This is a genomic window from Streptomyces sp. NBC_00572, assembly GCF_026341815.1.
Classification (GTDB): domain Bacteria; phylum Actinomycetota; class Actinomycetes; order Streptomycetales; family Streptomycetaceae; genus Streptomyces.
The window spans coordinates 4,051,241-4,073,850 of sequence record NZ_JAPENX010000001.1 but is presented as its reverse complement, the minus strand read 5'-3'; the positions used below and the strand labels follow the sequence as shown (position 1 = coordinate 4,073,850).

Annotated in this window: 25 protein-coding genes and 1 tRNA gene; 13 read left to right on the top strand and 13 right to left on the bottom strand. The window is 72.6% G+C overall.

Features of this window, described 5'->3' with window-relative positions; genetic code table 11:
- The first annotated feature begins 42 nt into the window (after positions 1-42).
- Positions 43-708: an O-methyltransferase gene (locus OG514_RS19050; RefSeq protein WP_266896279.1), complete on the top strand. Its 666-nt coding sequence runs from the start codon at positions 43-45 to the stop codon at positions 706-708.
- 142 nt (positions 709-850) lie between these two features.
- Here OG514_RS19050 and OG514_RS19045 read toward each other — a convergent pair whose 3' ends face one another.
- Positions 851-1,018 (bottom strand): DUF3117 domain-containing protein, encoded by a 168-nt coding sequence (locus OG514_RS19045; RefSeq protein ID WP_009997451.1) that lies wholly within the window; start codon positions 1,016-1,018, stop codon positions 851-853.
- Positions 1,019-1,330: 312 nt separating this feature from the next.
- On the opposite strand from OG514_RS19045, the gene OG514_RS19040 reads away from it, so the two are divergent.
- The 3 genes from OG514_RS19040 (at position 1,331) to OG514_RS19030 (ending at position 4,739) form a co-directional block, all read left to right on the top strand.
- A complete protein-coding gene (locus OG514_RS19040; protein ID WP_266896271.1) occupies positions 1,331-2,134 on the top strand; it encodes an enoyl-CoA hydratase/isomerase family protein in 804 nt (267 codons plus the stop codon).
- 84 nt (positions 2,135-2,218) lie between these two features.
- The gene (locus OG514_RS19035; RefSeq protein ID WP_266896270.1) at positions 2,219-3,469 is read left to right on the top strand and encodes an FG-GAP-like repeat-containing protein; all 1,251 of its coding nucleotides are present in this window, start codon (positions 2,219-2,221) and stop codon (positions 3,467-3,469) included.
- 19 nt (positions 3,470-3,488) lie between these two features.
- Positions 3,489-4,739 (top strand): FG-GAP-like repeat-containing protein, encoded by a 1,251-nt coding sequence (locus tag OG514_RS19030; RefSeq protein WP_266896269.1) that lies wholly within the window; start codon positions 3,489-3,491, stop codon positions 4,737-4,739.
- A gap of 25 nt (positions 4,740-4,764) precedes the next feature.
- Here the strand turns inward: OG514_RS19030 and OG514_RS19025 are convergent, their stop codons facing one another.
- Positions 4,765-5,352 (bottom strand): DNA-3-methyladenine glycosylase I, encoded by a 588-nt coding sequence (locus OG514_RS19025; RefSeq protein WP_266896268.1) that lies wholly within the window; start codon positions 5,350-5,352, stop codon positions 4,765-4,767.
- Positions 5,349-5,651, bottom strand: coding sequence for a hypothetical protein (locus OG514_RS19020; protein WP_323181659.1), 303 nt, complete (start codon positions 5,649-5,651; stop codon positions 5,349-5,351). Before OG514_RS19020 ends, OG514_RS19025 begins: the two co-directional genes overlap by 4 nt.
- 127 nt (positions 5,652-5,778) lie before the next feature.
- Here OG514_RS19020 and folP point away from each other — a divergent pair, with 127 nt between their 5' ends.
- Positions 5,779-6,639 carry a dihydropteroate synthase gene (gene folP, locus OG514_RS19015; protein WP_266896265.1) on the top strand — a complete coding sequence of 287 codons (861 nt, stop codon included), beginning with the start codon at positions 5,779-5,781 and terminating at the stop codon, positions 6,637-6,639.
- Between the two features lie 66 nt (positions 6,640-6,705).
- Here the strand turns inward: folP and OG514_RS19010 are convergent, their stop codons facing one another.
- Positions 6,706-7,455 carry a TIGR00730 family Rossman fold protein gene (locus tag OG514_RS19010; RefSeq protein WP_266896263.1) on the bottom strand — a complete coding sequence of 250 codons (750 nt, stop codon included), beginning with the start codon at positions 7,453-7,455 and terminating at the stop codon, positions 6,706-6,708.
- Between the two features lie 107 nt (positions 7,456-7,562).
- Positions 7,563-8,657 (bottom strand): succinyl-diaminopimelate desuccinylase, encoded by a 1,095-nt coding sequence (dapE, locus tag OG514_RS19005; protein ID WP_266896261.1) that lies wholly within the window; start codon positions 8,655-8,657, stop codon positions 7,563-7,565.
- Positions 8,658-8,686: 29 nt separating this feature from the next.
- Here dapE and OG514_RS19000 point away from each other — a divergent pair, with 29 nt between their 5' ends.
- Both OG514_RS19000 and OG514_RS18995 read left to right on the top strand, forming a co-directional pair.
- Complete coding sequence (locus OG514_RS19000; protein ID WP_266896259.1) at positions 8,687-9,634, top strand: hypothetical protein; 948 nt, start codon at positions 8,687-8,689, stop codon at positions 9,632-9,634.
- 388 nt (positions 9,635-10,022) lie between these two features.
- Positions 10,023-10,484: an ATP-binding protein gene (locus OG514_RS18995; protein WP_266896257.1), complete on the top strand. Its 462-nt coding sequence runs from the start codon at positions 10,023-10,025 to the stop codon at positions 10,482-10,484.
- A 75-nt stretch (positions 10,485-10,559) separates the two neighbouring features.
- On the opposite strand, the gene OG514_RS18990 is transcribed toward OG514_RS18995, so the two are convergent.
- Positions 10,560-11,654, bottom strand: a complete 1,095-nt coding sequence (locus OG514_RS18990) for a bifunctional succinyldiaminopimelate transaminase/glutamate-prephenate aminotransferase (protein ID WP_266896255.1) — start codon at positions 11,652-11,654, stop codon at positions 10,560-10,562.
- Positions 11,655-11,762: 108 nt separating this feature from the next.
- Positions 11,763-12,083: a ferredoxin gene (gene fdxA, locus OG514_RS18985; RefSeq protein ID WP_015035968.1), complete on the bottom strand. Its 321-nt coding sequence runs from the start codon at positions 12,081-12,083 to the stop codon at positions 11,763-11,765.
- Positions 12,084-12,195: 112 nt separating this feature from the next.
- Here fdxA and OG514_RS18980 point away from each other — a divergent pair, with 112 nt between their 5' ends.
- Entirely contained in the window at positions 12,196-13,197 is a 1,002-nt protein-coding gene (locus OG514_RS18980) for a GNAT family N-acetyltransferase (protein WP_266896249.1), read from the top strand.
- Between the two features lie 7 nt (positions 13,198-13,204).
- The gene (locus OG514_RS18975; protein ID WP_266896247.1) at positions 13,205-14,272 is read left to right on the top strand and encodes a tetratricopeptide repeat protein; all 1,068 of its coding nucleotides are present in this window, start codon (positions 13,205-13,207) and stop codon (positions 14,270-14,272) included.
- 236 nt (positions 14,273-14,508) lie between these two features.
- On the opposite strand, the gene OG514_RS18970 is transcribed toward OG514_RS18975, so the two are convergent.
- Both OG514_RS18970 and OG514_RS18965 read right to left on the bottom strand, forming a co-directional pair.
- A complete protein-coding gene (locus OG514_RS18970; protein ID WP_266896245.1) occupies positions 14,509-14,988 on the bottom strand; it encodes a DUF1772 domain-containing protein in 480 nt (159 codons plus the stop codon).
- 24 nt (positions 14,989-15,012) lie between these two features.
- Positions 15,013-15,087 (bottom strand) — tRNA-Val (locus OG514_RS18965).
- Between the two features lie 94 nt (positions 15,088-15,181).
- Between OG514_RS18965 and OG514_RS18960 the strand changes: the two genes are divergently transcribed.
- The 3 genes from OG514_RS18960 to OG514_RS18950 all read left to right on the top strand — a co-directional run bounded on the left by OG514_RS18960 (position 15,182) and on the right by OG514_RS18950 (position 16,256).
- A complete protein-coding gene (locus OG514_RS18960) occupies positions 15,182-15,547 on the top strand; it encodes a DUF1304 domain-containing protein (RefSeq protein ID WP_266896243.1) in 366 nt (121 codons plus the stop codon).
- A 26-nt stretch (positions 15,548-15,573) separates the two neighbouring features.
- Positions 15,574-15,855, top strand: coding sequence for a hypothetical protein (locus tag OG514_RS18955; protein WP_266896241.1), 282 nt, complete (start codon positions 15,574-15,576; stop codon positions 15,853-15,855).
- Positions 15,856-16,031: 176 nt separating this feature from the next.
- Complete coding sequence (locus tag OG514_RS18950; RefSeq protein WP_266896239.1) at positions 16,032-16,256, top strand: hypothetical protein; 225 nt, start codon at positions 16,032-16,034, stop codon at positions 16,254-16,256.
- A gap of 93 nt (positions 16,257-16,349) precedes the next feature.
- On the opposite strand, the gene OG514_RS18945 is transcribed toward OG514_RS18950, so the two are convergent.
- The 4 genes from OG514_RS18945 to OG514_RS18930 all read right to left on the bottom strand — a co-directional run bounded on the left by OG514_RS18945 (position 16,350) and on the right by OG514_RS18930 (position 20,260).
- Positions 16,350-18,503: a hypothetical protein gene (locus tag OG514_RS18945; protein WP_266896237.1), complete on the bottom strand. Its 2,154-nt coding sequence runs from the start codon at positions 18,501-18,503 to the stop codon at positions 16,350-16,352.
- A gap of 175 nt (positions 18,504-18,678) precedes the next feature.
- Positions 18,679-19,086: a DUF6113 family protein gene (locus tag OG514_RS18940; RefSeq protein WP_266896235.1), complete on the bottom strand. Its 408-nt coding sequence runs from the start codon at positions 19,084-19,086 to the stop codon at positions 18,679-18,681.
- A complete protein-coding gene (gene mshB, locus OG514_RS18935) occupies positions 19,083-19,973 on the bottom strand; it encodes an N-acetyl-1-D-myo-inositol-2-amino-2-deoxy-alpha-D-glucopyranoside deacetylase (RefSeq protein WP_266896233.1) in 891 nt (296 codons plus the stop codon). Before mshB ends, OG514_RS18940 begins: the two co-directional genes overlap by 4 nt.
- A 92-nt stretch (positions 19,974-20,065) precedes the next feature.
- Complete coding sequence (locus OG514_RS18930; protein WP_030207665.1) at positions 20,066-20,260, bottom strand: hypothetical protein; 195 nt, start codon at positions 20,258-20,260, stop codon at positions 20,066-20,068.
- A 181-nt stretch (positions 20,261-20,441) separates the two neighbouring features.
- Between OG514_RS18930 and OG514_RS18925 the strand changes: the two genes are divergently transcribed.
- Positions 20,442-22,607 carry a prolyl oligopeptidase family serine peptidase gene (locus OG514_RS18925; RefSeq protein WP_266896227.1) on the top strand — a complete coding sequence of 722 codons (2,166 nt, stop codon included), beginning with the start codon at positions 20,442-20,444 and terminating at the stop codon, positions 22,605-22,607.
- The last annotated feature ends 3 nt before the right edge of the window (positions 22,608-22,610 follow it).

The following is a 22,610-nucleotide window of genomic DNA, read 5'->3' as shown; positions in this document are numbered from 1 at the left end:
GTCCCATCTGCGGGTTCCCGCTGACAGCGGATACAGTCACCGTTGCGTCAACTACGGGGACAGGAGAGGGCCATTACCGCCAACCGGCAGACGAGCTGGTCGTTCGCCGACGCCTTTGTCGCCGAGGACGAAGCTCTGCGCTGGGCCCGGGAGCGGGCCCGGGAGGCAGGGCTGCCCTCGGTGTCGCCGGGCACCGGTGGGGCGCTGCGCCTGCTCGCGGCCACGGCGGACGCGAAAGCGGTGGCGGAGATCGGCACCGGCACGGGCGTGTCGGGCATCTATCTGCTGCTCGGGATGCGGCCGGACGGCGTCCTGACCACGGTGGACCTCCAGCCGGAGCGGCAGCAGTTGGCCAAGACGGCGTTCCGCGCGGCGGGCTTCGCGGGCAACCGGGCCCGTTTCATCCCCGGCCGGGCCCTGGACGTACTGCCGCGACTCGCGGACGGCGGCTACGACCTCGTGTTCTGCGACGGCGACCGGCTTGAGTACCTGGACTACCTCGCTGAATCGTTGCGCCTGCTGCGACCGGGCGGTCTCGTCTGCTTCGAGGGCGTCTTCGCGGACGGCCGTACGGTCGACTCGGCGGCCCAGCCGGCCGAGGTCCAGCGGGTCCGTGAACTGCTGCGCACGGTCCGGGAGAGCCAGGAGCTCGTCCCGTCCCTGCTGCCGGTGGGCGACGGCCTGCTGTGCGCGGTCCGCCGGGGCTGACGCACCCGCCGCTCCGCCCGCCCCCACCTGCGCCACCTGCGTACGAGAACATCCCCGGACGAGAACCACCCCCGGACACACCACTGCCCCGGTACGGGCGTGCCGTACCGGGGCAGTGGTCAGGATGCGAGGGTGAGTCGGGTCAGCCGACGACCTTCTTCAGGGCGTCGCCGAGTGCCTCGGCCTCGTCCGGGGTCAGCTCGACGACAAGCCGACCGCCGCCTTCGAGCGGAACGCGCATGACGATGCCCCGCCCCTCCTTGGTCACCTCGAGCGGGCCGTCACCCGTCCGCGGCTTCATGGCCGCCATGCTTGTTCCCCTTCCTGAAACCAGCTCTTTGTCGGCCGGGCAGCTCCATGACCTGGAGCACGCGTCACCGGCTTCGAACACATTGCTTCCAGGTCATTATCCCGCATGGCAGGACCCGATGACCAACATCGAATGGCATCGCTTGCGCAACGCGCTCTCTCAAAACCCCACATTTCGGCGATCGGCCTGCGATACTTCGCCGCTCGGCGTCCGGTCGAGGCCTTCAAATCTTTGACGCAGCTCACATGGGCGGGGCGGGTGATGTCCGCCATGCTGTGCTGGTCAACCACGCAAAGACGCGAAGGGAACCCGATGGCCGACACGGTGCTGTACGAGGTGAGCGACGGGCTCGCCACCATCACGCTCAACCGCCCCGAGGCCATGAACGCCATGAACGTGGCGGCGAAAGTCGCTCTCCGCGACGCGGCCGAGACCGCTGCGGCGGACCCCGCCGTACGGGCGGTGCTGCTCACTGCGGCCGGCGAGCGGGCGTTCTGCGTCGGCCAGGACCTGAAGGAACACGTGGGTCTGCTCATGGCGGACCACGAGAACGGCACCCGAGAGACCATGAACACGGTCCGGGACCACTACAACCCGATCACCAAGGCGCTCGCGGGCATGCGGAAGCCCGTCGTGGCGGGCGTGAACGGCGTCGCGGCGGGCGCCGGCTTCGGCTTCGCGCTCGCGGCGGACTACCGGGTGGTCGCGGACACCGCCTCGTTCAACACCTCATTCGCGGGGGTCGCGCTGACCGCCGACTCGGGCGTGTCCTGGACGCTGCCCCGGCTGATCGGCGCGAGCCGGGCGTCCGACCTGCTGCTCTTCCCCCGCTCGATCACCGCCCAGGAGGCGTACGAACTGGGCATCGTGAACCGCCTGGTCCCGGCCGCCGACCTCGCGGCCGAGGCCGAGAAGGTGGCCCGCAAGCTCGCGGAGGGCCCGACGGTGGCGTACGCGGCCCTGAAGGAGTCCCTCGCGTACGGCGCGGACCACTCGCTGGCCGAGGCGCTGGACAAGGAGGAGGAACTCCAGAGCCTGGCGGGCTCCTCCGAGGACCACACGATCGCGGTCCGCGCCTTCATCGCCAAGGAGAAGCCCACGTACCTGGGCCGCTGACGGACCCCGGAACCCCTTCGTACGAGTGGTGGGCGCGTCTATAGGATCCGCTCACCATTCGTACGCACATACCTGGGGGGTTCCGTGCGTCCTTCTCCTTCCGCGCGCCTTCTTCGCGGCGCGCTCACGGCGGGTCTGGCCCTGGGCCTGTCCGCCGCCGTCCTGTCCTCGCCGGCGCGGGCGGCCGACGGCGCCGACCGCTGTCCGCAGGGCTCCGTCTGCGTCTTCAGCCAGCCGCTGTTCCAGGGCGACATGCTCATCGTCAAGGCACCGATGGTGTCACTGGGGGCCTGGGACAACCGCATCCGGTCCTTCGTCAACAACCAGTGGGACGCGCACGCCGTGTGCTTCTACCCGAAGCCCGGCCTCGACCCCGAGGGCTCTGTCTGGCTCTACAACACGGCCTCCTTCGACGAGAGCCAGAACCCCGGCCTCGACAAGACGGTGAGCTCCATCGACATCGGCGCCGAGGCCGACGACTTCTGCGGCGGGGAAAGCCGCTACCCGACCCTCTCCGAGGTCCTGGAGTCCCGGCCCACGCCGCTGCCCGCGACGGGCGCCTTCGGCGACATCGACCGCGACGGGTACGCCGACGTGCTCAGCCGCGATCCGTTCGGACAGCTGTGGTCCGTACACGACACGTCCCCGTACGCTCCCGGTACCGGCCGGCTCGTGGGCGGCGGCTGGAACGCCATGACGAAGCTGACCCGGCACGGCGACCAGGACGGCGACGGCGACGAGGACGTCTACGCCCGCGACGGGGCCGGCTCCCTCTGGCTCTACCCCGGCGACGGCAAGGGTGCCTTCAAGCCCCGACGCCTCATCGGCGGCGGCTGGAACTCCCTGCGGGAGCTGACCGCGACAGGCGACCTGACGGGCGACGCCAAGGGCGACCTGCTCGCCGTCGACGCCACCGGAGTCCTCTGGACGTACCCGGGCAACGGCAAGGGCTGGTTCGACGTCCGCAGGAAGGTCGGCGGCGGCTGGAAGGCGATCGACGAGCTCGTCGGTGCCGGGGACATGAACTCCGACAGGAAGGCCGACCTGGTCGCCCGCGACACGGCGGGCAAGCTCTGGCTCTACCCGGGCAACGGCCGCGGCTGGTTCGGTACCCGCACGCTCATCGGCAGCGGCGGCTGGAACGCCCACAAGGAGCTGGCGGGCCTCGGCGACATCACGGGTGACGGGCGGCCCGACCTGGTCGCACACGTCTCGGGCGCCCCCTTCGGCTGGGACGGCTACACCTACCTGCTGGTCTACCCCGGCACCGGCGACGGGCGTCTCCGCGCCCCGCTGTCCTTCGGCCAGCTCCGCACCGGCACCTTCGTCTTCTGACCCGCCTCCGACTCTCCTCATGAACGGACCACGCGCCATGACGCGCTCCTCCGGAATCCGGCGCGCGCTCGCCGCCGCCGTGACCACCGCGGCCACCCTGGCCACGATGCTGACCGCCGCGCCGACCGCGTCGGCAGACGAGTACCGCTGCCCCGCAGGCAGCTTCTGCGTCTTCCGGGACCCCGGCTTCGGCGGCCAGATGAAGATCGTGTCGACCAGCCAGCCCTCCCTGGGCACCTGGAACAACGCGATCTCGTCCTACTTCAACCGCAGCGACCAGTGGGCCATCGTCTACCTGGACGCCGACTACTCGGGGGAGCGCCGGCTGACCGTCGGCCCCCACCAGTACGCCGGTGCCGACCTCGGCCCGGGCTCCTCGTACGGTGCCGACAACGCGATCAGTTCGATCCGGGTCGGGGGCACCCAGTGGGAGGTCGAGACCGGTCAGGCGTGGATCGACTGGGACACCTCCACCACACCGCGCCCCGACGGCCTGCCGGCCCAGTCCCGCTTCGGTGACCTCGACAACGACGGCGTCGCCGACCTGCTCGAACGTGGCGCGGACGGTCGGCTCTGGTTCCTCGACGGTGTACGCGACGCCTATGGCGGGACCAAGGGCGCCCTGGTCGGCGGCGGCTGGAACGCCATGAACGCGCTCGTCCGCCACGGCGACCACGACGGCGACGGCAACGAGGACGTCTACGCCCGCGACCGAGCGGGTGTGCTGTGGCTCTATCCCGGCAACGGCAAGGGCTGGTTCAAGCCCCGCCTCCGCATCGGCGGCGGCTGGAACGCCATGAAGGAGATCGAGGCGGTCGGCGACATCACCGGTGACGACCGCCGGGACCTCGTCGCCCGGGACACCGCAGGTGTCCTCTGGACCTATCCCGGCAACGGCCGCGGCTGGTTCGGCGCCCGTACGAAGGTCGGCGGCGGCTGGGGCGTCATGAACGCGCTCGCGGCCCCCGGCGACATGAACCGGGACGGCAGGTCCGACCTGGTCGCCCGCGACGGCTCCCGCGCCCTCTGGCTCTACCCGGGCAACGGCCGGGGCGCCTTCGGCGCCCGCATCAGGCTGCCGTACGCCTGGCCGTCGGGCACCCCGCTCCTCGCCACCGGCGATGTGACCGGCGACGGCCTCGGCGACATCATGCGGACGATCGAGGGTTCGTCGCTGTACGTGTACAAGAACGACGGCGCCGGCGGTCTCGTCGCCCCGGCGTTCGAGACGGGGTACGACACCACCGCCCCCTCCGTCCACATCTTCTGATCCGGACGGATCGGTGGCCCGGGGGCTACTTCCCGCCCCGGGCCAGGCACCCCTTCACATGGTCGTCGACCAGCCCGCACGCCTGCATCAGGGCGTAGGCCGTGGTCGGGCCGATGAAGCGGAGGCCTCGCTTCTTGAGGGCCTTGGAGAGGGCCGTGGACTCGTCCGTGACCGCCGGGACGTCCGCGACCGTACGCGGGACCGGGCGGCCCGCCGGATCGGGGGCGTACGACCAGATCAGGGCGTCGAGTTCGCCCGGGGACCAGTCGGCGAGCAGTTTCGCGTTGGCGAGGGTGGCGTCGATCTTCGCGCGGTTGCGGATGATGCCCTCGTCCACGAGGAGCCGCTCGCGGTCGGCCTCGCCGAAACCGGCCACGGAGGCGATCCGGAAGCCGTCGAACGCGCTCCGGAAGCCCTCACGGCGGCGCAGGATCGTGATCCACGACAGGCCCGACTGGAACGCCTCCAGGCAGAGCCGCTCGAACAGCGCGTCGTCGCCGTGGACCGGGCGGCCCCACTCCTCGTCGTGGTACGCCACGTAGTCCTCGGCCGACAGGCCCCAGGGGCAGCGCAGCCGCCCGTCCGGGCCCGGGACCGCCCCGCCGGCCGTCATGCCCGGCCGTCCTCTTCGTCACCGGCGGCGGCCGCTCCCGCGAGGGCGTCCTCCAGCTCGGCGATCCGCGCGTCCCGCTCGGCGAGTTCGGCGCCGAGGCGGACCAGGACGTCGTCCACGTCCGCCATCCGGTAGCCGCGGACCGCGACGGGGAGCCGGAGCGCCTCGACGTCGGCGCGGTCGACCGGCCGGGCCTCCGGGAGGGGGTCGACGAGCTGCTCGGGCGCCACGTCGGGCAGCACCTCGCTGTCGCCGCCGCCGACCACCGCCAGGGTCACCGCGGCCACGACCACGACCATCGTGATGAGCAGAAACCAGAACACCTGCGTGCCTCTCCCCGGAGTGGAAAACGTCCCGTGCCGATCGTGCCATGCGCCACCGACAGCTAGGGTCGCAGGCGAACGGACACGAGGGAGGACAAAAGGGATGCTGCGCTTGGGACGGCGTGAATTCGGGCCGCACGAGCCGGTGATCATGGCGATCGTGAACCGGACCCCGGACTCCTTCTACGACCAGGGCGCGACCTTCAGGGACGAGCCCGCGCTCGCCCGGGTCGAGCAGGCCGTGGCCGAAGGGGCGGCGATCATCGACATCGGCGGGGTGAAGGCGGGCCCCGGCGAGGAGGTGACGGCCGAGGAGGAGGCGCGGCGCACGGTCGGCTTCGTCGCCGAGGTCCGCAGGCGCCATCCCGATGTCGTCATCAGCGTGGACACCTGGCGGGCGGATGTCGGCGAGGCGGTCTGCGAGGCCGGTGCGGACGTCCTGAACGACGCGTGGGGCGGGGTCGACCCCGGCCTCGCCGAGGTCGCCGCGAAGTACGGCGCGGGGCTCGTGTGCACGCACGCGGGTGGCGCCGAGCCGCGGACCCGGCCGCACCGGGTCGAGTACGAGGACGTGATGGCCGACATCCTGCGGGTGACCGTGGGGCTCGCCGAGCGAGCGGCCTCGCTCGGGGTGCGCCGGGACGCGATCATGATCGACCCGGGCCACGACTTCGGGAAGAACACCCGGCACAGTCTGGAGGCGACGCGGCGGCTCGGCGAGATGGCGGAGACGGGGTGGCCGGTGCTGGTTTCCCTCTCCAACAAGGACTTCGTCGGGGAGACCCTGGACCGGCCGGTGAAGGAGCGGGTCCTCGGGACCTTGGCGACCACCGCGGTCTCCGCCTGGCTGGGCGCCCAGGTGTACCGGGTGCACGAGGTCGCCGAGACGCGGCAGGTGCTCGACATGGTGGCGTCCATCGCCGGGCACCGGGCGCCGGCCGTCGCGCGGCGCGGGCTGGCGTAGCCGGGCGGGCGCGCGAAGGGGCGGGGCAGGGACGGAAGACCGTCGCCGCCCCGCCCCGTGGGGCCTCTACTTGCCCGTCTCCTTCGTGACGAGTGCCACCGCTTCCTCCACGTCGTCCGTGACGTGGAAGAGGAGCAGGTCGCGCTCCGAGGCCTTGCCACCGGCGACGACCGAGTCGCGGAGCCAGTCCACGAGGCCCTTCCAGTACTCCGTGCCGAAGAGGACGATCGGGAAGCGGGTGACCTTGCGGGTCTGGACCAGGGTCAGCGCCTCGAAGAGCTCGTCGAGGGTGCCGAGACCGCCGGGCAGGACGACGAAGCCCTGCGCGTACTTCACGAACATCGTCTTGCGGACGAAGAAGTAGCGGAAGTTCACGCCGATGTCGACGTGCTGGTTGAGCCCCTGCTCGAAGGGGAGCTCGATCCCGAGGCCGACCGAGACGCCCTTGGCCTCCCGGGCCCCCTTGTTGGCCGCCTCCATGGCGCCGGGGCCGCCGCCCGTCATGACCGCGAAGCCGGCCTCGACGAGCGCCCGGCCGAGCCGTACGCCCGCCTCGTACTCGGGCGAGTCCGGCTTCGTGCGGGCCGAGCCGAAGACGCTGATCGCGCTCGGCAGTTCGGCGAGGGCGCCGAAGCCCTCGACGAACTCGGACTGGATGCGCATGACCCGCCAGGGGTCGGTGTGCACCCATTCCGAGTCGCCCTCGGTGTCGAGCAGCCGCTGGTCCGTGGTGCCCGGCTGGACCTGGTCCCTGCGCCTGAGCACCGGCCCGAGCCGCTGCTCCTCCGGCTTCGTCTCCCCTTCAGGGATACCCATGGCCTGCTCCCTCCGTCGATCCAACGATCTTCTGGTCCGGTCAGCGTAGGACCACAGAGGTGACGAAATGCGAAATTACGGGAGTCGGGACGAGGGAAGTCAGGCAGTCAGGCGGTCAGCCAGTCGCGGAGCCGGGCCTCGCAGTGGTGGATCCGGTCGACGGGGACGTGCTCGTCCCGCTTGTGCGCGTAGATGGGGTCGCCGGGGCCGTAGTTGACCGCGGGCACCCCGAGGGCGCTGAAGCGGGCCACGTCGGTCCAGCCGAACTTGGGCTGGGCGCTGCCGCCGACGGCCTTCATGAAGGCCTCCGCCGCCGGGTGGGAGAGGCCGGGCAGGGCGCCGGGGCTCTCGTCGTCGATCACGAACTCGGCGATGTCGCAGTCGGCGAAGAACTCCCGGACGTACGCCAAAGCCTCGGCCGGGGAGCGGTCGGGGGCGTACCGGTAGTTGACCGTGACCGTGCACGCGTCGGGGATGACGTTGGTGGCGACGCCGCCCTGGATCGCGACGGCGTTGAGGCCCTCGTGGTACTCCAGGCCGTCGATGACCGGCTTGCGCGGCTCGTACGCGGCGAGGCGGGCGAGGATCGGGGAGGCGGTGTGGATGGCGTTGGAGCCCATCCAGGAACGCGCGGAGTGGGCCCGCTCGCCCGCGGTGTGCAGGATCACGCGCAGCGTGCCCTGGCAGCCGCCCTCGACCTGGGCGTCGGAGGGCTCCAGGAGGACGGCGAAGTCGCCCTCCAGCCAGTCGGGGTGCGCGTCGGCGATCTTCCCGAGGCCGTTGAGGTGGGCGGCGACCTCCTCGTTGTCGTAGAAGACGAAGGTGAGGTCGCGGTTGGGCTCGTGGACGGTGGCGGCGATCCGCAGCTGGACCGCGACCCCGGACTTCATGTCGGAGGTGCCGCAGCCCCACAGGATGCCGTCCTCGTCGAGCCGCGAGGGCACGTTGTCGGCGATCGGCACGGTGTCGATGTGGCCGGCGAGGACGACTCGCTCGCCGCGGCCGAGCCGGGTGCGGGCGACGACGTTGTTGCCGAGCCGGTCGACGGTGAGGTGCGGCAGGGCGCGCAGGGCCTGCTCGATGGCGTCCGCGAGCGGCTTCTCGGTCCCGCTGACGGACCGGAAGTCGACGAGGGCGGCGGTGAGCGCGGCCCCGTCCTGGGACAGGTCGAGGGGCGTGTCGAGCGGGGTGATGTCAGCCATGTGCCGACCCTAACGCGGCCTCCAGTACGGTGGGCCCCGTGTCCGAGCCCACCCGCCCCGCCCGTCGCGGCCGCCTCGCCCGTTCCGCGGCCGCCTTCGCCGCGCTCCTCGGCCTCGCCTCGTACGTGGCCTTCCACCAGATGACGGGAAGTACGGGCACGCCCCGGTGCACTGTGGGCACCGGGGACAACCGGTACGAGTTCACCCCGGAGCAGGCGTCGAACGCCGCGACGATCTCCGCCGTGGGCACGACCCGGGGCATGCCCGAGCGGGCGGTGACCATCGCGCTCGCGACGGCACTCCAGGAGTCGGCGCTGCGGAACATCCAGCACGGCGACCGGGACTCGCTCGGCCTCTTCCAGCAGCGGCCCTCGATGGGCTGGGGCACGCCGGCCCAGATCATGGACCCGGTGTACTCGTCGGGGAAGTTCTACGACGGTCTGGAGAAGGTCCGCGGGTATTCGCGGCTGCCGCTGACCGTGGCGGCGCAGAAGGTGCAGAAGAGCGGTTTCCCGCAGGCGTACGCGAAGCACGAGCCGGACGCCACGCTTCTCTCGGCCGCCCTGACGGGCCGCTCTCCGGCCGCCCTCTCCTGTACGTCGAGCGACGCCGAGGGCCGGCCGGGCGATCCCGAGCAGGTCCGCGCGGAGCTGGTACGCGTCTTCGGCGAGAAGGCGGCGCCGACGGCGGTGACGGGCAGCCCGAGCGCGGGCCGGTCGGCGGCCGAGCCGCCGGTGCTCGTGGTGCCGGTACGGGCGACCGGCGGGTCCGGGACGGCGACGGGCGCAGGGGCGGCCGAGCGGCGCGGCTGGGAGCTGGCGCAGTGGGCCGTGGCGCGGGCGGACACGCTGCGCATCACGGAGGTCGCGTACGGGGACCGGGTGTGGCGCGCGGGCGAGGCCGACGGTGGCTGGTCGAGGGTCTCGGGGGCGGCTGCCGCGGGCGGCGGAAGCGTCCGTATGCGACTCGCTCAGTAACCGGTCGGCAGTCGGTCGAGGACCGGTCGACGCCGATCCACTACCGGCCGACTGCCGGTCGACTGCCGATCACGGGTCGATCACAGCCCGATCACCCGTACGGCACTTCACTCGCCCGTGGCATGGCACCGGTCCGCGCCCCAAGGAATTCGCCACCCTTCCGCGCCGCCTTTTCCACAGTGCGCCCCGAACACCCACTCCCCTTGCGGGGCAAGGGAAGTGACGGTTCGGCAGATGCCCGCGCAATGACGCGTTCGTCCATTTTCCTCCCCACCCGACAATACGACGCATTACCAATTCTTTACCTTCGACCGCCGCAACCTCTCCCTCCCCAGGGCCGGTTGTCACTGCGTCCGAACACCACCTCGCACCTCGTCGAAGGAGCACCATGACCCTCCCCCTGACCCGTCGGATCGCCCGCGCCGCCCTCATCATCGCGGCCGGAGCAGCCCCCGTGGTCGGTGCGGCCGGCTCCGCGAGCGCCCTGGACCACAGCATCGCGCCGACCGGCAACCTGGGCGGCCTCACCGCCCTGGACGCCGCCGGTGCGGGCACCGCCGTCGACAGCGCCTCGCAGACGGCCACCGGCGTCGTCGGAGCCACCGGCAGCCAGGCCGTCGGCACGGCCGTCCCCGCCGCCGGCAAGAGCCTCGGCGCGGCGGGCAGGACCGCCACCCCGGCCGCCCAGAAGGTCGCCGGTGACACCGCCGGCAGCGCGGGCGAGGTCGTCGGCAAGACGGCCGGCGCCGCCGCGGAGAGCGCGGAGGGCCCGACCGGCGGCGCCCTGGGCGGCGGCCTCGGCGGCCTGCCGACCGGCCAGACGCTCGGCGGTCTGCCGCTCGGCGGCTGACCCGACCGGGAAACCCTCACGCGGAAGGGCCCGGGGAGCATCCGCTCCCCGGGCCCTTCCGCATGTCGTGGACGGTCAGCCGAGCCGCTTGACCGCCGCGTCGACGCGCTCGTCCGTCGCCGTGAACGCGACCCGCACGAACCGCTCCCCCGCCTCGCCGTAGAAGTCGCCCGGCGCGACCAGGACGCCCTTCTCCGCCAGGTACGCCACGGTCTCCCAGCACGGCTCGTCCCGGGTCGCCCACAGGTACAGGCTCGCCTCGCTGTGCTCGATCCGGAAGCCGTGCGCCTCCAGGGCCGCCCGCAGCGCCGCCCGGCGGGCCGCGTACCGCTCCCGCTGCTCGGCCACGTGCGCGTCGTCGCCGAGCGCCGCGACCGTCGCCGCCTGCACCGGTGCCGCGGTCATCATGCCGCCGTGCTTGCGGATCTGGAGCAGCTCACCGAGCACGGCCGCGTCGCCCGCGATGAACGCGGCCCGGTAGCCGGCCAGGTTGGAGCGCTTGGACAGCGAGTGGACGGCGACGATGCCCTCGTACGAACCGCCGCAGACGTCCGGGTGCAGGACGGAGACCGGGTCGGCCTCCCAGCCCAGCTCCAGGTAGCACTCGTCGGAGAAGACGAGGACGCCGTGCTCGCGCGCCCAGGCCACGATCCGGGTCAGCTCGCCCTGGGAGAGGACCCTGCCGGTCGGGTTGGACGGGGAGTTGAGCCAGAGCAGCTTGAGCCCGGCCGGGTCGAGCTCCGTCGGGTCGTCGTAGACGACGGGCGTCGCGCCGCAGAGCCGCGCGCCGACCTCGTAGGTCGGGTACGCGAGCCGCGGGTACGCGACCTTGTCCCCCGCGCCGAGACCCAGCTGCGTCGGCAGCCACGCCACCAGCTCCTTGGAGCCCACCACCGGCAGCACGTTCTCGTGGGCGAAGCCCACCGCGCCCAGGCGTCGCTCGCACCAGCCGGTGAGCGCGTCCCGCAGCTCCTTCGTGCCCCACACCGTGGGATAGCCCGGCGAGTCCGCCGCCGCGACCAGGGCCTCCTGGATCAGCGCGGGGACCGGGTCGACGGGCGTGCCGACCGAGAGGTCCACGATCCCGTCCGGGTGCGCCATGGCCGTCTTCTTGTACGGCTCCAGCTTGTCCCAGGGGAAGACGGGCAGGCGCGAAGAGACTGCGCTCACGGGTTGGCTCTCACTTCCTGTACGTACTCGGGGGAGGCGTCGGGAAACGCCTCGGTCCCGCACGGCGGCCGACGCCGTACGGGACCGGATACGACCAAATGCGGTCGATCAGCCGTTCTGCGGCGGCAGGGCGGCGATGAAGGGGTGGTCACGCTCGATCTCGCCGAGCTTGGAGGCACCACCGGGCGAACCGAGCTCGTCGAAGAACTCGACGTTCGCCTTGTAGTAGTCCTTCCACTCCTCCGGGGTGTCGTCCTCGTAGAAGATCGCCTCGACCGGGCAGACCGGCTCACAGGCCCCGCAGTCGACGCATTCGTCCGGGTGGATGTACAAGGACCGCTTGCCCTCGTAGATGCAGTCGACGGGGCACTCCTCGATGCACGCCTTGTCCTTCACGTCGACACAAGGCTGCGCGATGACGTAGGTCACGCTGTCGTTCCTCCTCGATAGGGCTGGTCTGCGCGGGAGCGCGGCGTCGTCGATGCCCGCACCTAGTATCTCCGTTCTTGGGGGCGATCCGAACAGGAGGGGCGGAGAAGCTGTGGAATTCACCGGCGGAGGGCGCCTTGAGGTCCGAATTACCGGCGCTGACGTGGGAAAACGTGTCTCCGTTCGGTACGTGACGGAGTCGCCCGCAGCGGGGGGCAGGTTCACCGACGCGGTCGGAGTTCTCACATCATGGGACAACTCTGTGCTGCTGATCACACGAAAGAGCGGCGAGAGCGTCCGGATCGCGGAATCCACACTGGTCGCGGGGAAGGTCGTCCCGCCCGCCCCGGCCCGCCGGCGCGGCCCCTCCGCCACCTTCCCCGAGCTGGCCCGGGCCACCGCGCGCGCGTGGCAGCCGGTCGAGAGCGAGACGCTCGGCGAGTGGACCCTGCGGGCCTCCGACGGATTCACCCGCCGCGCCAACTCCGTGCTCCCGCTCGGTGATCCGGGGCTGCCGGTCGCCGACGCGCTGACGCACGTACGCGCGTGGTACGAGGCCAGGAAGCTCCCCGCGTACGTGCAGACCGCCACCGGGGCCGAGGGCACCCAGGAGCTGCTCTGCGCGGCCCTGGACCGGCACGGCTGGCGGCGCGAGGTCTCCGCCGAAGTACGGATCGCGGCGCTCGCCCCGATCGGCGACCTGGACGCGGACGTCTCCGCCGTACGCCTCTCCCGCACCGTCGACGAGACGTGGCTGCGCCGCTACCAGCGCTTCGGCGAACCGGGCCCGGCGGTACGGTCGGTGCTCACGTCCGGCCCGAGTGTGTGGTTCGCGTCCGTGGCGGGCACGGGAGAGGTACCGGCGGCGATCGGGCGGTGCGTCGTCGACGGACGCTGGGCCGGCTTCATGGCCGTCGAGGTCGACCCGGAGCAGCGGCGCCGGGGCCTCGCGACGTCCGTCATGACCGCGCTCGCCCGGCAGGCCCTCGACGAGGGCGCGTCGGCTGCCTGGCTCCAGGTGGAGGCGGACAACGACGGCGCGCGGGCGCTGTACGACGGGATGGGCTTCGCGCCGCATCACCACTACCACCACTACCGATGGGCGGAGGCGTGACGAAGGCGTGACGGAGGACGTACCACCACCGGACGGACCGGGAGACGGACCGGGGCACGGGTCGGAAGACGGACCTGGAGACGGACCGGGACACGAGCCGGGAGACGGCTCGAAGGGCTGGCCGGAGGACGAGCCGGAGGGCCGGCCGGCCGGCCGGCGGGAGGACGAGCCGGAAGGCGACGGGCCTGAGGACGTCGGGGCGGAGGGCGACGAGCCGGAGGACGTCGGGCCGGCGGGCTTCTTCGAGGCGGCCGGCCCGCCCGACTGGCGCCGCGAGTTCGCGGAGGAGGCGCGGTCGGAGCGGCCCGACCTCGCCCGGCTCTGCCTGCTGATCGGAGCGGTGGCCGACCCCACCGTCACCCGGCACTCCATGGACGAGGCCGAGATCGAACTCGACCGCCTCGCCGGGCTCGTCCCGTACGCCACCCGGATCACCGGCGACTGGGCCACCGCGCTCGCCGAGCTCCTCGGCCGCCGCCAGGGCTTCGAGGGCGTGCCCGCCGACTACCAGCGTCTGGAGTCCTCGCTCCTTCACGAGGTGCTCCGGCGCCGCCGGGGCCTGCCGATCCTCCTCTCCGTCGTCTGGATGGAGGTCGCACGGCGGGCCGGGGCCCCCGTGTACGGGCTCGGGCTGCCCGGCCACTTCGTCGTCGGCTTCGGCGACCCGGCCGACCTCAACCTCGCCGACCCCTTCGCGGGCGGCCGCGCCATGACCGGCACCGACGCGGAGCTCCTGGTCACGAGCGCGACGGGCGAGGCCCTCGACCGCTCGATGCTCCGGCCCGCCGAGCCCGGCGCGATCGTGCTGCGGGTCCTCAACAACATCCGCGCCTGGGCGGCCCCCCGCCCGGAACGCTCCGACGTGGCCCTGTGGGCGGTGGAACTCTCCCTGCTGCTCCCCTCGCACCCGGCGAGACTCCGCTACGAACGCGCCGAGCTGCTCGTCCAGCGCGGGGCATTCCTGACGGGGGCGACGGAGATGGAGGCGTACGCGCAGATCATGGACGCGGTCGACCCGGACTCGGCGACGACGATCCGGCGCCGCGCCCAGGCGGCGCGGGCGCGGCTGAACTAGTTCGGGTCCGGAGGGTGGCGCCGCCTGCCCGCAGGCCGGGCGGGACTCTCCGGACACGGCCCGGGACAGGCCCCGGCGGCTGACCCGATGGCGGCGGGGGCGCCCAAGTCGCCCCCCGCGTCCAGCCCTTGGACTCCCCTGGCGTTCTCGGGGGAGGGTGACGACAGGGCGTACAGCGGCGGGTCGCGGACCAGGCGGCGGAAAGAGCTACGGGGCAGGGGCGGTGGCGGGGCCGGTTACGGACGTCCGGTGTCGCCCGCGCGAGGCCCGTTCACGACGAGGGCGATCAGCAGGACGAAGGCGACGAGGGCCGTGGACGTGCGCGCGAGGTTGAAGAGCTCCCAGCGGTGCAGGATCTCCGCGTAGTCGGCCGGGGCCGAGGTGGCGGCCCACTGCTTGATCCTGCCGTTGATCGGCACGTTGCCGAACCGGGTGATCAGGAAGGACGCCAGAGCCAGCAGCCCCGCGGCGCCGGCCACCAGCCGCGCGCGGCCCCGGGTGAGGGCGGCCAGCGTCAGGGAGCTGAGGAGCGACAGCGCCATCGCCGTCTGCATGGTGATGCCGTTCATCGTCATCAGCTGGGTGTGGAAGTCCAGCCGCATGTCGAGGGGCACGGCACGGAACGTCGGAACGAGGTTGGCCGCGCCGTATCCGAACGCTCCGGTGAGCAGCCCGGTGGAGAGCAGCGCCACGCCCTGAGCCATCCGTACCCGCACGGGCGCCGCCTCCGAGGTGTAGGGGGCGGGGCGACCGGATTCGAACCGGCGTCCTCCGAGATGTCATCGCGGCGCATTACCTCTGTGCTACGACCCCGCCCTTGGGGTGATCTTAAAGGGCGAAGGGGCGGAGACACGAGGGGATTTCGGCGCCGCGCACCGGCCCCCGGCTCCCCGGCGGCAGAATGCGGCCATGCCGCTGACCGCAGACATCCTCGTCGCCCTCGTCGCCCTGCTGCACGCCTACATCCTGGTGATGGAGATGTTCCTGTGGGAGAAGGAGACCGGTCGTCGCTTCTCCGGGTTCGACGCCAGGATGGCGCGCGAGACCGCCGCCATGGCCGCCAACCAAGGGCTCTACAACGGCTTTCTCGCCGCCGGGCTCGTGTGGGGGCTGATCGCCGACGAACCGACCTCCTTCGGCGTCCGGGTCTTCTTCCTGTCCTGTGTCGTCATCGCCGGCCTCTACGGCGCCGCCACCGCCAACCGCCGCATCCTCTTCGCCCAGGCCCTGCCCGGCGCCCTCGCACTCTCCGCCGTCCTCGTCGCCCACTACTGAACGGCCCTCGGCCTAGGCTGGGCAGCATGACAGGCAACGCTTCCGGAGGTCTCGGGTGGGAACTCGTCGGCTGGGAGACCGATGACTTCGCACCCCACGTCACCGGCCTCGCGTACGACGAGATCCTGAGAGTCCGGGATCTCTTCCCCGAGCGGGACGACGAGCTGCTCGAGACGGCGGTGTACGTGGTGCCGCCCGAGCGGTACGACGCGATGCGGGCCGCCGTCCCCCGCCTGGAGTTCCGGGCGGGACTGGAGTACCAGATCGGCGGCTTCCGTCTGTCCGCCTCCCCCGCCCACCGGGAGTGACCGGCGGGGCCTGAGCTCCGGCCGGCCGACGACCACAGCTCGCCGGGCCGGGTCGCCCCGTTCCACCGCCGAGTCCTCTGTGCGCCGGTCGCGTCGTCACGCGCGCATCCCTGTCACCGCTAACGTGAGCCACGCCCCTGTGTGACCGGAACAACACACAGAGCGAAAGGCTCGCGATGCACACCCCTCACGGCCCCGGCGCCTTCGTCGCCCATACGGGCACCGATGTCTACGGTCCCGGCAAGGTCATCTCCGTGGACGGCGCCCACCGACGGGTGCGGTTCACGCGCTTCGTGGCGACGATCCGCGCGGACGACCTCCGTGCCGCCTCCCCCACCGAGACCAGGGAGATCCAGGCCTGGCTGCGCGCCAGGCAGAAACGATACGGGGGCGAGTGGTGAGCGCCCCGCCCCCGCACCCGCCCGTTCCACGCGCCGAGCCCCCGGCCGACGTGTGTCGGGCGGGGGCTCGGATCGCGTTGCCGCTCGGGGCCGTCAGCCCTTGGCGTTCAGGTCGATCGTCTTGGTGCGTTCGGCCTTGGTCTTGCCCAGCAGCGCCTCGCGCATCACGGAGGCCACGTCGTCGGCGGAGACCTCGTGCTTGCCGCCGTCGGTCTCGGTGATCATGACGCCGGTGAAGGCGCCGTCGAGGAGCCGCTCGATCGCCTTCGTGTCGTAGACCTCGACCAGGCGGCCGTCGACGGCCTTCATGGAGAGGATCTGCGGCAGCGACCGCGCCGGGCCGAACTGGATCTCCCTGCCGCCCGCCTTGATGGTGATGCGGTCGGACATCGCGGGCGTCGCGAACTCCTTCATCGCCCGGTCCACCTCGGCCTTGCCGACGCTCGGCTGGCGGTTCGTCACCGGCAGCTCGACCAGCTTGATCTGGCCGGTCTCCACCTGGGCGCGGAAGGCGTCCCGGACGGAGATCATCGAGCGCTGGACGTCGAGGCCCTTGCCGGGCTTGCCCTCGACGGGCGTCACCTTGTTCGGGGCGAAGAGGATCGTGGCCTCGGTCGCCGACGCGGACGTGCCGGCCAGGTCGGTCAGGGTGACGGCGAGCTTCTCCTCGTCGACCGGGAAGACCGGCTTGGCGACCCGCTCGCCGCCGAAGAGGGAGCCGATGACCGACACCGGGTTGTAGTCGCTGCCGGCGGCGGCGCGGACGGTCTCCTGGCTGTCGAGCGCCAGGCCCGCCTTGTCCGGTGCCAGCTGGACCTTCTTGCCGCCGATGCCGAGCTGCAGCGGCGTCCCGGCGCGCTTGCCGAGAGCCGCGTCCAGCTTGTTGACGGCCTCCTCCTTCGTACCGCCGCCGATGTCCACGCCGAGGACCGTGGTCCCCTTCGGGACGTCGGAGTGGTTGAGGAGCAGCCCGGCGCCGTACGCGACGCCGGCGATGCCGAGGACTCCGACGGCGAGGAGGACCAGCTTGGAGCGGCCCTTCTTCGCCGGGGCGGCGCGGTTGGGAGCCGGTGCGGGGCGAGGCGCGGGGGCCGGGGCCGTCTGCTCCTCGATGCGCGGGGTGAGGTTCGGGCGGGCCGCCTTCGGCGGGACGACGGGGATGCCGCTGGTGAGCGTGTCCCCGGAGACGTGGCCGCTGCCGTCGGCCGGCTTGCCCTGTCCGCCGGGTCCGCCCCGCCCGGGGGTGGGCGCGGGTGGCTGCGGGGTGAGGATCGCGGTGTCGTCGGACATGCGGGGGGCGCCGCCGGGGCCTCCGCCGGGGAACGGGGAGCCCGCGCCCTGGCCGGGGCCGCCCTGGCCGCCTCGTCCGCCCTGGCCCTGGAACGGGTCCGTGCGCGGGCCGCCCAGGGAGGCCGTGCCGGTGACCGGGCCCGTCGTGGGGCCGGTCGGCGCGGCCGGGCCGCGGTACGCGGGCGTACCGCCGGCCGGCGTCCCGGTGTACATCGGGGTTCCGGCCGCGGGAGTGCCGTCGTACATCGGCGAACCGCCGGCAGGCGTCCCGTCGTACATCGGCGTGCCACCCGCAGGCGTGCCCGGGTACATCGGCGTGCCGCCCGCAGGCGTGCCGCTCTCGTACAGCGGGTTGCCCGCGGTGGGCCTGCCCGGGGCGACCGGGCGGCTCGACGGGGTGTTGCCGACCGTCGGGACGCCGGACGTCGCGGAGCCCGCGAAGCCCGTGCCCCGGTCGTCCGGTCCGGCGGCGGCCGGAGCGGGCTTCGGGGTCGGGGTGGGTACCGGGGGCAGCGCGGGCGCGGGGGCCGGGCTCTGGGGCGCCGCCTTGCGGGGCGCGAACCAGTCGCTCGTCTCCTTCGCCCTCGGCGTCTCCTCGGCCTGCGGCGGCTCGGGGGCCGCGACCGGCTCCGGCTCCGCGGCGGGAGCGGGCTCCGGCGCGGGCTCCGGCGGCGGCGCGGGCGTCTCGTTGTTGACCGTGGTGCGGACCACGACCGGCGGGATGGGACGCGAACCCGGGATGTTGATCCGGATCCGGGTCGTCAGCGTCGTCTCGGTCTTGGGCTCCTCCGGCAGTGCGGGCGCGGCGGAACTCTCCTCCGGCCCGTCCTGCGAGGGGTGGAGCGACGGATACTGGCGGGATCCGTACGGCGGTGTACCCGAGGGGTACGCGGCTCCACCGCGCCCCTGGGCGCCGGAGGACGAACTGTCAGTCTCTCGACCAGTTTCACGACTCAAAGCAGGATCTCCCGGTTGGCTCCACCGCCCGCTCTTGCTGATGCTCGTGTAACCCGGGCGGTTCGGCGGCGCGCACCACCATACTGGCCGCCGCCCTCTCGTACCTGATCCCCGGGTGACGGACGACGGGCAATCCGGCCGAAGTCAGGGCGTCCCCGGAGTCAAGTCGTCCTGTTCACGGGGTCGGTCGCGACAGCCGGGACAGCGTGGTGCACATCACAGCGATCGCCATTCCGCCGAAAAGGAACAGCAGCTCGCCGACGCCTCCGCCGAACACCCCGTCACCCTCGGGGCGTCCGAGGCTGAGCAGGATGACGGCGACCAGCCAGCCGACTCCGCCGGCGGCCACGCCGACCTGGGTGCCGGTCGCCCGCATTCCTCCGTAGAAGAGGCCCGCGGTCGCCAGGAGCGCGAGGATCAAGCCGAGGGGGAGCCAGGCGGCTTGGACGAGGGCGCCGGCCGTCCCGACGAGCACGCCGAGGACGGCCAGGCCCGCGTACCAGGCGATTCGGGCGTTACGGGAGACGGTGGACGCGGCGGGCGCGGTCGGTGCGGTGGGCTTCGCGGGCGGCTTGGGGCTCATGCGGTCACCCCGGCGAAGAGGTCCGTCTCCCGGGTGCCCGCGGGGGCGCCCGGGACGCCCCGTACCAACTCGTAGTACTCCGTGGTGAAGATCGGCTGGCCCAGGTCGTTGGAGAGAGCGAAGAACGGACCGTCGACCGCGACTTGGGTGACGTGCGCGGCCATCGCCGCGCTCTTGCGGGCCGTGTGCTCGGGGCCCGCGTCGATCTCGGCGGTGATCCGGTCCTCGTCGACGACGCCGGGGACGTCGTCGATCGCGGCGACGGCCGGGAAGGCGGAGCCCTCGGCACGCAGCCGGGCGAATCCGGCCTCGGCGACCGTGCGCGGGACCCGGTTCCAGTAGATCTTCGCGATCGTGTGGGCCGGTCCCAGATCGGGGCGGTAGGCGGGGTCGGCGGCCAGTTCGGCGGCGCGCATGGCGACCCGGTGGGCCTGGATGTGGTCCGGGTGTCCGTAGCCGCCGTCGGGGTCGTAGGTGACGAGGACCTGCGGGCGGGTCTCCCTGATGACCTCGACGAGGTACGGGGCGGCGGTGTCGACGTCGGTGTTCCAGAAGGCGTTGTCGCGCTTGTTCTGCTCGGCGCCCATCATTCCGGAGTCGCGGAAGCGGCCGGGGCCACCGAGGAAGCGGTGGTCGGTGACGCCCAGCTCGGTCATCGCGGCGGCGAGTTCGCCGACGCGGTGGGGGCCGAGCCGGTCCTCCCGGTCGGGGGCCAGATGGGCGAGCTCGGGCGGGATGACCTCGCCCTCCTCGCCGAGCGTGCAGGTGACCAGGGTGACGAGGGCGCCCTCGGCCGCGTACCTGGCCATGGTGGCGCCGTTGTTGATCGACTCGTCGTCCGGGTGCGCGTGTACGAGCAGCAGACGGCGGGCGGGGAGATCGGACATGTCCCCACCCTACGAGGTCGGGGCACGGGAGCGACCGGACCGTGACCTCTCGTGCTGCGATCTCTCGGGCCGCGGCCTCTTGGCTGCGGCCTTCAGAACTTGAGGCCGCCGACCATGTTCGCCACGTTCGTGGTGAGGGTGCTGATGGACGGGGCGATGGACGAGCTCGCCAGGTAGAAGCCCAGGAGCGCGCAGACCGCCGCATGTCCAGCCTTCAACCCGGATTTCCGGATCAGAAGGAAGACGACGATCGCCAGCAGCACCACCACGGAGATCGAGAGTGCCACGGCGGTTCACCTCCACACTTCTTCGGTCGGATATTCGAGTGGTTCGGTCGATCAGCATGTGCCAGAGGGCATGCCCGTCGGATGCATACCCACCTAGCGCTACGGATCATAACTATCCGTGCGGCCGCATCGATCGGCGGACGGAGGCACGAGGGGGGCGCACAGCGCTAGTTTCAGCCGCATGACCTCGTCTCGACAGCAGCCGGCCACACCCTCGGCCGGGCTCTCCTTTCCCCGCCAGCACGCCCGGACCCAGCGGTTCGGCCTGGGGGTTCCGCGTGCCTTCTCGGTCTCCCCGGACGGGGAGCGCGTGGCGTTCGTCAGGGCCGCGTCCGGTGTGGACCGTTCGCACCGGCTCTGGGTCCTCGACCTGCCCCGCGACGGCGGAGCGCCCGTGGAGCGGGTGGCGGCCGACCCGGAGGTGCTGCTCGCGGGCGCGGAGGAGGAGTTGTCACCGCAGGAGCGGGCGCGCCGGGAGCGGAGCCGCGAGGGCTCGGCCGGTGTGGTGGCGTACGCGGTGGACGGGGCGGTGGAGTTGGCGGCCTTCGCCCTGTCGGGGCGGCTGTTCACGGCGGAGCTGCGGGCCGGGACGGCGCGGGAGCTGCCGGTGCCGGGGCCGGTGCTCGACCCCCGTCCCTCGCCGGACGGACGCCTGGTGGCGTACGTGACGGGGGGCGCGCTGCGCGTGGTGGGGGCGGACGGTTCGGGCGACCGGGAGCTGGCCGTTCCGGAAGACGCGCACGTCTCCTACGGATTGGCCGAATTCATCGCCTCGGAGGAGATGACCCGGGACCGTGGTTTCTGGTGGTCCCCCGCCTCGGACCGGTTGCTCGTGGCCCGCGCCGACGACCGGGCGGTACGGCGCTGGTGGATCGCGGACCCGGCGCATCCGGACCGGGAACCGCAGCCGGTGGCGTACCCGTCGGCGGGTACGGCCAACGCGGACGTCCGGCTCTTCGTCATGGATCTCGACGGGGCCCGCACGGAGGTGGAGTGGGACCGGGGGCGGTATCCGTACCTCGCGCGCGTGCACTGGTCGGGGGCCGGGGCGCCGCTCCTCCTCGTCCAGGCGCGGGACCAGCGGGAGCAGCTGTTCCTGGCGGTGGACCCGGATTCCGGGGAGACGACGACCGTGCGGGCGGAGCGGGATCCGGTGTGGCTGGAGCTGCTGCCAGGGGTGCCGGCGTGGGCGCCGGACGGGCGGCTCGTACGGCTCACGGACGAGGGTGGGGCCCGGGTCCTGGCGGTGGGCGATCAGGTGCTGACCGATGCCGCGCTGCACGTCAGGGCGGTGCTCGACATCGGGGCCGAGGACGTGCTCGTCTCGGCGTCGGCGGGCGCGGACGCGGCTCTCCCCGAGACGGGTGAGGTGCATGTGTACCGGGTGACGGGCCGGGGCGCGGAGCGGCTGTCCGAGGGTGTCGGTGTGCACGGCGCGGTGCGCTCCGGGGCGGTGACGGTCCTGGTGTCGGCGCGGCCGGATTCGCCGGGGAGCGTGGCGCGGGTGCTGCGGGACGGCGCACAGGTCGCGGTGGTGGCCTCGTGCGCCCAACAGCCGGTGATCGGAGCGCGGGTGCGGCTCACGGAGGCCGGTGTCCGGCGGATCCCGTGCGCGGTGCTGCTGCCCTCGGGGTACGAGGAGGGGGACGGGCCGCTGCCGGTCCTGATGGATCCGTACGGCGGTCCGCACGGGCCGCGGGTGCTCGCCGCGCACAACGCCCACCTCACCTCCCAGTGGTTCGCCGACCAGGGCTTCGCGGTGGTCGTGGCGGACGGTCGGGGCACGCCGGGCCGCTCCCCCGCCTGGGAGAAGGCGATCGCGCGGGACTTCGGGCCGACCCTCGACGATCAGGTGGACGCGCTCCAGGGCCTCGCCGGGCGCTTCCCGCTGGACCTGGAGCGGGTGGCGGTCCGGGGCTGGTCGTACGGCGGTTATCTGGCGGCGCGGGCGGTGCTGCGGCGGCCGGACGTCTTCCACGCGGCCGTGGTGGGGGCGCCGGTGACGGACTGGCGGCTGTACGACACCCACTACACGGAGCGGTACCTCGGCACCCCGCAGGACGATCCCGAGGTGTACGCGGCGCAGTCGCTGCTCACCGACGACGGGCTCTCCGCGCCGGAGGTGCCCGCGCGGCCGATGATGATCGTCCACGGTCTCGCGGACGACAACGTGGTGGTCGCGCACGCGCTGCGGCTCTCCTCCGCGCTCCTCGCGGCGGGCCGGCCGCACGAGGTGCTGCCGCTGTCGGGGGTCACCCACATCACGCCGCAGGAGCAGGTCGCGGAGAACCTGCTCCTGCTCCAGGTGGACTTCCTGAAGCGGTCCCTGGGAGTGACGTCGGGCTGAGGA